This is a genomic window from Streptomyces sp. NPDC002463, from assembly GCF_042889835.1.
Lineage (GTDB): Bacteria > Actinomycetota > Actinomycetes > Streptomycetales > Streptomycetaceae > Streptomyces > Streptomyces nymphaeiformis.
The window spans coordinates 153485-164483 of record NZ_JBIARL010000009.1 but is presented as its reverse complement, the minus strand read 5'-3'; the positions used below and the strand labels follow the sequence as shown (position 1 = coordinate 164483).

At 73.2% G+C, this 10999-nt stretch carries 10 protein-coding genes; all 10 read left to right on the top strand.

The window, feature by feature from the left end:
- The first annotated feature begins 5 nt into the window (after positions 1-5).
- Positions 6-851, top strand: a complete 846-nt coding sequence (locus tag ACFYX3_RS19755; protein ID WP_376587672.1) for a glycosyltransferase family 2 protein — start codon at positions 6-8, stop codon at positions 849-851.
- Between the two features lie 49 nt (positions 852-900).
- Positions 901-1833, top strand: a complete 933-nt coding sequence (locus ACFYX3_RS19750) for an ABC transporter permease (protein ID WP_382652399.1) — start codon at positions 901-903, stop codon at positions 1831-1833.
- Positions 1826-2611 carry an ABC transporter ATP-binding protein gene (locus ACFYX3_RS19745; protein ID WP_376587459.1) on the top strand — a complete coding sequence of 262 codons (786 nt, stop codon included), beginning with the start codon at positions 1826-1828 and terminating at the stop codon, positions 2609-2611. Before ACFYX3_RS19750 ends, ACFYX3_RS19745 begins: the two co-directional genes overlap by 8 nt.
- Positions 2612-2724: 113 nt before the next feature.
- On the top strand, positions 2725-3372 hold the full coding sequence (locus tag ACFYX3_RS19740; protein WP_389014900.1) for a TetR/AcrR family transcriptional regulator: 648 nt from the start codon (positions 2725-2727) through the stop codon (positions 3370-3372).
- 303 nt (positions 3373-3675) lie between these two features.
- Positions 3676-4587, top strand: coding sequence for a squalene synthase HpnC (hpnC, locus tag ACFYX3_RS19735; protein WP_389014897.1), 912 nt, complete (start codon positions 3676-3678; stop codon positions 4585-4587).
- On the top strand, positions 4584-5534 hold the full coding sequence (gene hpnD / locus ACFYX3_RS19730) for a presqualene diphosphate synthase HpnD (RefSeq protein WP_389014894.1): 951 nt from the start codon (positions 4584-4586) through the stop codon (positions 5532-5534). Before hpnC ends, hpnD begins: the two co-directional genes overlap by 4 nt.
- Before the next feature lie 97 nt (positions 5535-5631).
- Entirely contained in the window at positions 5632-7071 is a 1440-nt protein-coding gene (hpnE, locus tag ACFYX3_RS19725; protein WP_376587471.1) for a hydroxysqualene dehydroxylase HpnE, read from the top strand.
- The gene (locus ACFYX3_RS19720; protein ID WP_376587473.1) at positions 7068-8168 is read left to right on the top strand and encodes a polyprenyl synthetase family protein; all 1101 of its coding nucleotides are present in this window, start codon (positions 7068-7070) and stop codon (positions 8166-8168) included. Before hpnE ends, ACFYX3_RS19720 begins: the two co-directional genes overlap by 4 nt.
- 107 nt (positions 8169-8275) lie before the next feature.
- Positions 8276-10327, top strand: a complete 2052-nt coding sequence (gene shc, locus ACFYX3_RS19715) for a squalene--hopene cyclase (RefSeq protein WP_389014889.1) — start codon at positions 8276-8278, stop codon at positions 10325-10327.
- Positions 10327-10998, top strand: coding sequence for a 1-hydroxy-2-methyl-2-butenyl 4-diphosphate reductase (locus tag ACFYX3_RS19710; protein ID WP_389014886.1), 672 nt, complete (start codon positions 10327-10329; stop codon positions 10996-10998). The genes shc and ACFYX3_RS19710 overlap by 1 nt, the downstream gene beginning before the upstream one ends.
- The last annotated feature ends 1 nt before the right edge of the window (position 10999 follow it).

The following is a 10999-nucleotide window of genomic DNA, read 5'->3' as shown; positions in this document are numbered from 1 at the left end:
TCACGATGGGCACCCGCCCCGACGACCTGCGCGCGCTCGTCGACTCGATCGCCGCGCAGGAGGGCGACCCGGTCGAGGTCGTCGTCGTCGGTCAGGGCACCCCGGTCACCGGGGTGCCCGACTGGGTCCGCACCGTCGAGCTGCCCGAGAACCTGGGCATCCCCGGCGGCCGGAACGTCGGCATCGAGGCCTTCGGCCCCGGAGGCACCGACGTCGACGTCCTCCTCTTCCTCGACGACGACGGACTGCTCGCCCACACGGACACCGCCGAGCTGGTCCGGCAGGCCTTCACCGCCGATCCGCGCCTCGGCATCATCAGCTTCCGGATCGCCGATCCGGAGACCGGGGTCACCCAGCGCCGGCACGTGCCGCGGCTGCGCTCGGCCGACCCGATGCGCTCCTCGCGGGTGACCACCTTCCTCGGCGGCGCCAACGCCGTCCGCACCAAGGTCTTCGCCGAAGTCGGCGGCCTGCCGGACGAGTTCTTCTACGCGCACGAGGAGACCGACCTCGCCTGGCGCGCGCTCGACGCCGGCTGGATGATCGACTACCGTTCCGACATGGTGCTGCTGCACCCCACGACAGCCCCGTCCCGGCACGCCTCGTACCACTTCAACGTGGCCCGCAACCGAGTGTGGCTGGCACGTCGCAATCTGCCCGCGCCCCTGGTGCCGGTCTATCTCGGCGTCTGGCTCCTGCTCACCCTGGCCCGGCGGCCCTCGCTCTCCGCGCTGAAGGCGTGGCTCGGCGGATTCCGCGCGGGCTGGACGACCCCCTGCGGACCGCGCCGTCCCATGAGGTGGCGTACGGTGTGGCGGCTGACCCGGATGGGTCGCCCCCCGGTCGTCTGACATCGTGGTACTCCACGTGCCGCGCATCTTGAACACGAAAGTTTCGACTGTGAGTGACACACACCTGGGCGTGGCGGTCGCGACGAGCGCGCCTCCGTCCGCCGTCGACGAGGGCCTGGAGCCGGCCGCCCTCGCCGCGAAGTACGGCCTCGCCGTCAGCGGCGCCCGGCCCGGCCTGTTCGAGTACGTCCGCGACCTGTGGAGCCGCCGCCACTTCATCGTGGCCTTCTCCTCCGCGAAGCTGGCCTCCCAGTACAGCCAGGCCAAGCTCGGCCAGATCTGGCAGGTGGCGACCCCGCTGCTCAACGCCCTGGTGTACTACCTGATCTTCGGGCTGATCCTGGGCGCCGGACGCGGGATGTCCGAGAACGTCTACATCCCGTTCCTGGTCACGGGCATCTTCGTGTTCACCTTCACCCAGAACTCGGTCATGGCCGGTGTGCGGGCGATCTCGGGCAACCTGGGCCTCGTCCGGGCGCTGCACTTCCCGCGCGCCACCCTCCCGATCTCCTTCTCGCTCCAGCAGCTCCAGCAGCTGCTGTACTCGATGATCGTGCTCGTGGCGGTCGCGCTCTTCTTCGGCAGCTACCCCTCCATGCGGTGGCTGCTGCTGATCCCCGCGCTGCTGCTGCAGTTCGTGTTCAACACGGGCCTCTCGATGATCGTGGCCAGGATGGGCGCCAAGACGCCCGACCTCGCCCAGCTGATGCCCTTCATCATGCGGACCTGGATGTACGCCTCGGGCGTCATGTTCTCGATCTCCGCGATGCTGGCCGACAAGCCCGCGTGGATCGCCAAGGTCCTCTTGTACAACCCGGCGGCCGTCTACATGGACCTCATCCGCTACTCCCTCATCGAGGGCTACGGCGCGGGGAACCTGCCGTCGCACGTCTGGATCACCGCCCTCGCCTGGGCCGTGATCTTCGGCATCGGCGGTTTCGTCTACTTCTGGAAGGCCGAGGAGAGGTACGGCCGTGGCTGACACGAACCAGAGCAACGTCCCCACCGTCATCTGCGACGACGTCCACATCGTCTACCGGGTCAACGCCGGTGGCGGAGGCAAGGGCAGCGCCACCGCGGCGCTCAGCCGGATCGTCGGCCGCGGCAAGGCCGAGGTCACCCGGGGCGTCCGCAAGGTCCACGCCGTCCGCGGCGTCACCTTCACCGCGTACAAGGGCGAGGCCATCGGCCTCATCGGCACCAACGGCTCCGGCAAGTCCACGCTGTTGCGCGCCATCGCCGGTCTGCTCCCCACCGAGAGCGGCAAGGTCTACACCGACGGGCAGCCCTCGCTCCTGGGCGTCAACGCCGCCCTCATGAACGACCTCACCGGCGAGCGCAACGTGATCCTCGGCGGCCTCGCCATGGGCATGAGCCGCGAGGAGGTGCGCTCCCGCTACGAGGACATCGTCGACTTCTCCGGCATCAACGAGAAGGGCGACTTCATCAGCCTGCCCATGCGGACGTACTCCTCCGGCATGGGCGCCCGGCTCCGGTTCGCCATCGCGGCGGCCAAGAACCACGACGTCCTCCTCATCGACGAGGCGCTCGCGACCGGTGACCGCAAGTTCCAGATCCGCTCCGAGGAGCGCATCCGCGAGCTCCGCAAGGAGGCCGGCACGGTCTTCCTGGTGAGCCACAGCAACAAGTCCATCCGGGACACCTGCGACCGGGTGCTCTGGCTGGAGAAGGGGCAGCTCCTGATGGACGGCCCCACGGACGAGGTGCTCAAGGCCTACGAGCGCGAGACCGCGCGCTGACGGCCCGCCGAAGGAACCCCTGCCGGAACTTCCGGTGGGGGTTCTTCCGTTTTCCGCGCGTCGCGCCCCTCACTCGTAATGTTCATGCGGTTAACTTCGGGCAGGATGAGCCCATGGCAGCGACCTCGGCGGGAAAGACCTACCACCACGGCGACCTGCGCAACGCGCTGATCTGCGCGGCCGTCGACCTCGCCACCGACGGCGGCCCCGAGCGGGTCGTCCTGCGCGAGGCGGCCCGCCGGGTCGGCGTCTCGCCCACCGCCGCCTACCGGCACTTCGAGGGACGCGGCGAACTCCTCCGCACCGTCCGGTCCCACGCCCGGCGGGAGCTCGCCGCCGCCATGGAGCGGGCGGCCGCCCGCGAGCCCGGCGCCGACGACCCCGTCCTCGCGGCCGAGCGCCGGGTCGCCGCCCTCTGCCGCGGATACGTCGGCTTCGCCGTGGAGCAGCCCGGCCTCTACCGGGCCGCGTTCTGCGCGGCCCACCCCGCCGCCGCGGGCGAACCCGCGCCCGGCCGCGCGACCGCCGAGCCCGAGATCCGCGCGTTCACCCTGCTCAGGGAGGCGCTCGAAGCGCTCGCCCGGCTCGGCGCCGGGCGACCCGGCGCCCGGCCCGCCACCGGTGCCGCCGCGTGGTCGGCCGTGCACGGACTGTCACTCCTCCTGGCCGACGGGCCCCTTCGCCGGCTCTCGGCGCACGGCAGGAGCGTCGTCGTCGACGCGACCCTCGCCATGGTGGTCTCCGGAACGGCCACCGTCTGAGCCCGAACTCCCTTGCGGTACCGACGGGTTGGTGCCATGCGCGAGGGGGTGGCGCGACGCCCGCCACCCCGGAATGGCGAAGGTCGTCGTACAACGTAAGCTGGACCGGTCTGTTTCGCGGCAAGTAGGGCGATACCCCGCGGCCATCGGGCCCCGCGGGTGGCGGCCCTACGGGCAGGGGTCGGCGGCGTGTCCGAAATAGGATGGATTGGATCGGCAGTGTAGAACGGGAGTCGTGACGGCCATGACGCAGAATCTCCAGCTCCACGAGGGTGTCGCCGTCCCTCCGTCAGGAACCGCCCAGTGACGGAGACCCGGCAGGCGCGCACCGACGCCGCCTCGCGCGCCACACTCGGCAAGGCCGCGGAAGAGAACTTCCCCGTGGCCCCCTTCTTCCTGCCCCGCGCCTGGCGCGACGACCTCATGGCCGTCTACGGCTTCGCCCGGCTCGTCGACGACATCGGCGACGGCGACCTCGCCCCCGGCGGCGCCGACGCCCGCCACCTCGGCGTCGGCCCCGAGGCCGAGGACGACCGGGTCGCGCTCCTCGACGCCCTGGAGGCCGACCTCCACCGGGTCTTCGACGCCACCCCGCAGCACCCGCTGCTGCGCGCCCTCCAGCCGACCGTCCGGCGCCGCGGGCTCACCCCCGGGCCCTTCCTCGGCCTGATCGCGGCCAACCGGCAGGACCAGCTGGTCCGCCGCTACGAGACGTACGACGACCTCCTCGCGTACTGCGAGCTCTCCGCCAACCCCGTCGGCCGGCTCGTCCTCGCGATCAGCGGCACCGACACCCCCGAGCGGATCCGGCGCTCCGACGAGATCTGCACCGCCCTCCAGATCGTCGAACACCTCCAGGACGTCGCCGAGGACCTCGCCCGCGACCGGATCTATCTGCCCGCCGAGGACCTCAAGCGCTTCCACGTCACCGAGCGCGACCTCGCCGCGCCCACCGCCGGAGCCTCCGTCCGGGCCCTGATCGCCTTCGAGGCCGAGCGGGCCCGCGAGCTCCTCCACGCGGGCGCCCCCCTCGTCGCCAGCGTCCACGGACGGCTCCGCGTCCTCCTCGCCGGCTTCACCGCCGGGGGACTCGCGGCGCTCGACGCGATCACCGACGCCCGGTACGACGTGCTGTCCGGCCCACCGAAGGCCACCAAGCCGAGCCTGATGCGCCAGGCGGGAGCGGTTCTGCTCCGGGCGCGGAGAGAGGGGTGAGCACGACCGTGGAGGCACCGCACCAGCCGTCCGCACCGGTCCAGGCCGCCTACAGCTACTGCGAGGCGGTCACCGGACAGCAGGCCCGCAACTTCGCCTACGGCATCCGGCTGCTCCCGGCCGAGAAGCGGCAGGCGATGTCCGCGCTGTACGCCTTCTCGCGACGCGTCGACGACATCGGCGACGGCACGCTCGCGGCCGAGGAGAAGCGCCACCGGCTCGAAGCCACCCGCGACGTCCTCGACCGCATCCGCAAGGGCCTCGTCGAGGAGGACGACACCGACCCCGTCGCCGTCGCCCTCGCCGACTCCGCCCGCCGCTTCCCGATCCCGCTCGACGGCCTCGACGAGCTCATCGACGGCGTCCTCATGGACGTGCGCGGCGCGACCTACGAGACCTGGGACGACCTCAAGGTCTACTGCCGCTGCGTCGCCGGCGCGATCGGCCGGCTCTCCCTCGGCGTCTTCGGCACCCAGCCCGGCGCCCAGGGCGCCGACCGCGCGCCCGAGTACGCCGACACCCTGGGCCTCGCGCTCCAACTCACCAACATCCTCAGGGACGTACGCGAGGACGCCGGGAACGGACGCACCTACCTGCCCGCCGACGACCTCGCCAAGTTCGGCTGCGGAGACGGCTTCCGCAGCGAGACGCCCGCCCCCGGCGCCGACTTCGCCGGGCTCGTCCACTTCGAAGTGCGGCGCGCCCGCGCCCTGTTCGCCGAGGGCTACCGGCTCCTGCCCATGCTCGACCGGCGCAGCGGCGCCTGTGTCGCCGCGATGGCCGGCATCTACCGGCGCCTCCTCGACCGGATCGAGCGCGACCCCGAGGCCGTCCTGCGCGGCCGCGTCTCGCTCCCGGGCCGCGAGAAGGCGTACGTCGCGGTGCGCGGGCTCTCCGGCCTCGACACCCGCCACGTCGCCCGGCGCACCGTCAGGAGGCGCGCCTGATGGGCCCGTCCTCCCGGCGGGCAACCCCGGACGCCGCCCCGGCGTCCCTGCCCGAGGCACCCCCGAACCCGACCGCGACGACCCGAACGGAGGCCCCGTGACCCCCGAAGGAACCGAACAGCCCCGTGCCGTCGTCGTCGGCGGCGGGCTCGCCGGGATCACGACCGCGCTCCAGCTCGCCGAGAGCGGCGTGCGCGTCACCCTGCTCGAAGGCCGGCCCCGGCTCGGCGGGCTCGCCTTCTCCTTCCGGCGGGGCGACCTGACCGTCGACAACGGCCAGCACGTCTACCTGCGCTGCTGCACCGCCTACCGCTGGTTCCTCGACCGGGTCGACGGCGCCCGGCTCGCCCCCCTCCAGGACCGGCTCGACGTCCCCGTCCTCGACGTCGCGCACCCCCGCGGCCCCCGGCTCGGCCGGATCCGCCGCGACGGCCTCCCCGTACCGCTGCACCTCGCGCGCAGCCTCGCCACGTACCCGCACCTCTCGCTCGCCGAGCGTGCCTCCGTCGGACGGGCCGCGCTCGCCCTGAAGAAGCTCGACCCCGCCGATCCGGCACTCGACGGCATCGACTTCGCCACCTGGCTCGGCCGGCACGGGCAGTCCCCGCGGACCGTCGAGGCCCTCTGGGACCTCGTCGGCATCCCCACCCTCAACGCCCCCGCCCCGCAGGCCTCCATGGGGCTCGCCGCGATGGTCTTCAAGACCGGGCTGCTCTCCGAGCCCGGCGCCGCCGACATCGGCTGGGCCCACGTCCCGCTCGGCGAACTCCACGACACCCGGGCCGCGAAGGAGCTCGACGCCCTCGGCGTCCGCACCCTGCTGCGCACCAAGGCCGAGCGGATCTCCCGTACCGAAGACGGGCGTTGGGCCGTCGACGTACCGGGAGAGCGGATCGACGCCGACGCCGTCGTCCTCGCCGTCCCGCAGCACGAGACCCACGGCCTGCTGCCCGAGGGCGCCCTCGACGACCCCGACCGGCTCCTCGACATCGACACCGCCCCCATCCTCAACCTGCACGTCGTCTACGACCGCAAGGTGCTGAAGCGGCCCTTCTTCACCGCGCTCGGCTCCCCGGTGCAGTGGGTCTTCGACCGCACCGACTCCTCGGGACTGCTGAGGGGCGGGCCCGAAGGGCCCTCGGACAAGGGTGGTGGCGGGCGACGGGTGGGCGGAGGCCAGTACCTCGCCGTCTCCCAGTCCGCCGCCCAGGACGAGATCGACGAACCCGTCGCCGCCCTGCGCGAGAAGTACCTCCCCGAGCTGGAGCGACTCCTGCCCGCCGCCCGCGGCGCCGGGGTCCGCGACTTCTTCGTCACCAGGGAGCGGACGGCCACGTTCGCCCCCACCCCGGGCGTCGGCCGGCTCAGGCCCGGCGCCCGCACCAGGGCCCCGGGTCTGTACCTGGCCGGGGCCTGGACCGCCACCGGCTGGCCCGCGACCATGGAGGGTGCCGTCCGCAGCGGATTCAGCGCCGCGGGCGCCGCGCTCTCCGCCCTCGGCCGCCGCCATGACCACCCGCTGCAGGAGGCGGTATGAGTGTGAGTACCGGAACAAGAGGAGAGACCGTGCCGACAGCGCAGCCGGGACATCCGGCCGTCGACACCGCGGACGTGTCCGCACTGCTGGAGCGGGGGCGGACCCTGTCCACCCCCGTACTGCGGGCGGCCGTCGACCGCCTCGCGCCGCCCATGGACACCGTGGCCGCCTACCACTTCGGCTGGATCGACGCCCACGGCAACCCGACGGACGCCGACAGCGGCAAGGCCGTCCGCCCGGCGCTCGCCCTGCTGTCGGCCGAGGCCGCGGGTGTCGGGCCCGAGGTCGGGATCCCCGGCGCCGTCGCCGTGGAGCTCGTGCACAACTTCTCGCTGCTCCACGACGACCTGATGGACGGCGACGAGCAGCGCCGCCACCGCGACACGGTGTGGAAGGTGCACGGGCCCGCGCAGGCGATCCTCGTCGGCGACGCCCTGTTCGCGCTGGCCAACGAGATCCTCCTGGAGCTCGGCACCGTCGAGGCCGGCCGCGCCACCCGCCGGCTGACCACGGCCAGCCGCAAGCTCATCGACGGGCAGGCCCAGGACATCTCCTACGAGCACCGCGAGCGGGTCACCGTCGAGGAGTGCCTGGAGATGGAGGGCAACAAGACGGGCGCCCTGCTCGCCTGCGCCGTCTCCATCGGCGCCGTCCTCGGCGGCGCCGACGACCGCACCGCCGACAAGCTGGAGGAGTACGGCTACCACCTCGGCCTCGCCTTCCAGGCCGTGGACGACCTGCTCGGCATCTGGGGCGACCCGGAGGCCACCGGCAAGCAGACCTGGAGCGACCTGCGCCAGCGCAAGAAGTCCCTCCCGGTCGTCGCCGCCCTCGCCGCGGGCGGACCGGCCTCCGAGCGGCTCCAGCGACTCCTCGCCGAGGACGCCAAGTCCAGCGAGTTCGCCTCTTTCACGGAGGACGACTTCGCCTACCGGGCCTCCCTCATCGAGGAGGCCGGAGGACGCGAGTGGACCTCCCAGGAGGCCCGCCGCCAGCACGCCGTCGCGATCGCGGCCCTGAACGAGGTGGACATGCCCGCCCGCGTGCGGGCGCAGCTCACCGCACTGGCCGATTTCGTGGTCGTACGGAAGAGATGATCACCATCACCCTGATATGAGTTCGCGGTCGCCGGCCGGTGCCACCCGGCGCCGGCCGACGGCAGACCCGCAGGAGCAGAAGGAACCGACTGCACGAAGGGGAAGCCATGACAGCGACGACCGACGGAAGCACCGGGGCCATGGGCCCCCGGGCCGCCGCGGCCAGCAAGGCGAACGACTCCGACGCCACGACGTCGGGACCGGACGGGACCGGCGCGGACGCCGGACCGGTCCTCGACGGGACCACCACGCCCGGCGCCCTCGGTCTCGACGGCACCGCCGCGCGGGCCGTCGAACGGGGTGTCGAGCACCTGCTCGCCCGGCAGGACCCCGCCGGCTGGTGGAAGGGCGACCTGGAGACCAACGTCACCATGGACGCCGAGGACCTCCTCCTCCGCCAGTTCCTCGGCATCCTCGACGCCGACACCACCCGCGCCGCCGCGCTCCACATCCGCCGTGGGCAGCACGAGGACGGCGCCTGGGCCACCTTCTACGGCGGACCCGGCGAGCTCTCCGCCACCGTCGAGGCCTATGTGGCCCTGCGGCTCGCCGGAGACCCGCCCGAGGCCCCGCACATGGCCCGCGCCTCCGCCTGGGTCCGCGCCCGCGGCGGGATCGCCTCCGCCCGGGTCTTCACCCGGATCTGGCTGGCCCTCTTCGGCTGGTGGCGCTGGGAGGACCTGCCCGAGCTGCCGCCGGAGCTGCTCTTCCTGCCGAAGTGGTTCCCGCTCAACATCTACGACTTCGGCTGCTGGGCCCGGCAGACGATCGTGCCGCTCACCATCGTCTCCGCCAAGCGTCCGGTCCGCCCCGCACCCTTCCCGCTGGACGAGCTCCACACCGACCCGGCGCGGCCGAACCCGCCCCGGCCGCTCGCCCCGGCCACCGGCTGGGACGGCGTCTTCCAGCGGCTCGACAAGGCGCTGCACGTCTACCACCGCTTCGCCCCGCGCGGGGTGCGCCGGGCGGCCATGAACGTCGCCGCCCGGTGGATCGTCGAGCGCCAGGAGAACGACGGCTGCTGGGGCGGCATCCAGCCCCCCGCCGTCTACTCGGTCATCGCCCTCCACCTCCTCGGCTACGACCTGAAGCACCCCGTCATGCGGGCCGGCCTGGAGTCCCTCGACCGGTTCGCCGTCTGGCGCGAGGACGGCTCGCGGATGATCGAGGCCTGCCAGTCGCCCGTCTGGGACACCTGCCTCGCCACCATCGCCCTCGCCGACGCCGGGCTCGCCCCCGACCACCCGTCGCTCGTCAAGGCCGTGGACTGGATGCTCGACGAGGAGATCACCCGCACCGGGGACTGGGCCGTGCGACGGCCCGAACTCCCGCCGGGCGGCTGGGCGTTCGAGTTCCACAACGACACCTACCCCGACATCGACGACACCGCCGAGGTGCTGCTCGCCCTGCGCCGGGTCCGGCACCCCGACCCGGCCCGGGTGGACGCGGCCGTCGCCCGCGGCGCCCGCTGGACGCTCGGCATGCAGTCGCGGGACGGGGGCTGGGGCGCCTTCGACGCCGACAACACCAGCGCCTTCCCCAACAAGCTGCCGTTCTGCGACTTCGGCGAGGTCATCGACCCGCCCTCCGCCGACGTCACCGCCCACGTGGTGGAGATGCTCGCGTACGAGGGCATGACCGAGCACCCGCGCGCCCGCCGCGGCATCGAGTGGCTGCTCGCCGCACAGGAGCCCAACGGCGCCTGGTTCGGCCGCTGGGGCGTCAACCACGTGTACGGCACGGGCTCGGTGCTCCCCGCGCTCGCCGCCGCCGGGCTGCCCGCCTCCCACCCGGCGGTCCGCCGCGCCGTGGGCTGGCTCGGCTCCGCGCAGAACGACGACGGCGGCTGGGGCGAGGACCTCCGCTCGTACAAGGAGGAGGAATGGGTCGGGCGCGGCCCCTCCACCGCCTCCCAGACCGCCTGGGCGCTGATCGCCCTCCTCGCCGCCGGCGAGCGCGACTCCGAGCCCGTCCGCCGGGGCGTCACCTGGCTGGCCGAGACCCAGCGGGAGGACGGCTCCTGGGACGAGCCGTACTTCACCGGCACCGGCTTCCCCTGGGACTTCTCCATCAACTACCACCTCTACCGGCAGGTGTTCCCGCTCACGGCGCTCGGGCGCTACGTGCACGGGGAGCCCTCGCCGCGCAAGGAGGACTGATGGGCCGCGAGCCCGGCCCGGGCGCCGGCCCACCCCTGCTGATCGCCTGCGCGCTCGGCATCGAGCAGTTCGCCCTGCGCAGCGGGGAGCGGGGCGCCGCGCCGGGCCCGGTGACCGTCCTTCGCACCGGCATGGGGCCGGACCGGGCCCGAAAGGCGGTGTCCCGGGTACTCGGCGAGGAGCCCTGGCGGGACGCCGCGGTGATCGCCTCCGGCTTCTGCGCGGGCCTCGTCCCCGGCATGCACCCGGGGGACCTGATCGTCGCCGACGAGACCCGCGGCCCCGACGGCACGACCCTGTGCACCGGGACCGAGCTCCTGGTGAAGGCCCTGGTCAAGGCGGTGCCCGGGCGCGCCGTCCACACCGGGCCGCTGATCGGCTCCGACCACGTGGTGCGCGGCCCCGAGCGGGCCGCGCTCGGCGCGGGCGGCGCGATCGCCGTCGACATGGAGTCCGCCACCACGCTCCGTACCGCCCGGGCCGCCGGAGCGCACGGGGACGGGCCGGACGCCCGCCCGGTTGCGGCCGTCCGGGTGGTCGTGGACGCTCCTGAACATGAACTGGTCCGGATCGGCACGGTACGCGGGGGAATATCAGCCTTCCGTGTTCTTCGTGCCGTCCTTCCCGCTTTCTTCGAATGGCACCGTTCTTTGCTGCTCCCCAGGAGGTGAA

What these genes read in the sequence shown, in the direction of transcription:
- ACFYX3_RS19755 (WP_376587672.1), top strand. Translation starts at nt 6, where the DNA reads ATGGGCACCCGCCCCGACGACCTGCGCGCGCTCGTCGACTCGATCGCC.
- ACFYX3_RS19740 (WP_389014900.1), top strand. Translation starts at nt 2,725, where the DNA reads ATGGCAGCGACCTCGGCGGGAAAGACCTACCACCACGGCGACCTGCGC.
- ACFYX3_RS19720 (WP_376587473.1), top strand. Translation starts at nt 7,068, where the DNA reads ATGAGTGTGAGTACCGGAACAAGAGGAGAGACCGTGCCGACAGCGCAG.
- shc (WP_389014889.1), top strand. Translation starts at nt 8,276, where the DNA reads ATGACAGCGACGACCGACGGAAGCACCGGGGCCATGGGCCCCCGGGCC.
- ACFYX3_RS19710 (WP_389014886.1), top strand. Translation starts at nt 10,327, where the DNA reads ATGGGCCGCGAGCCCGGCCCGGGCGCCGGCCCACCCCTGCTGATCGCC.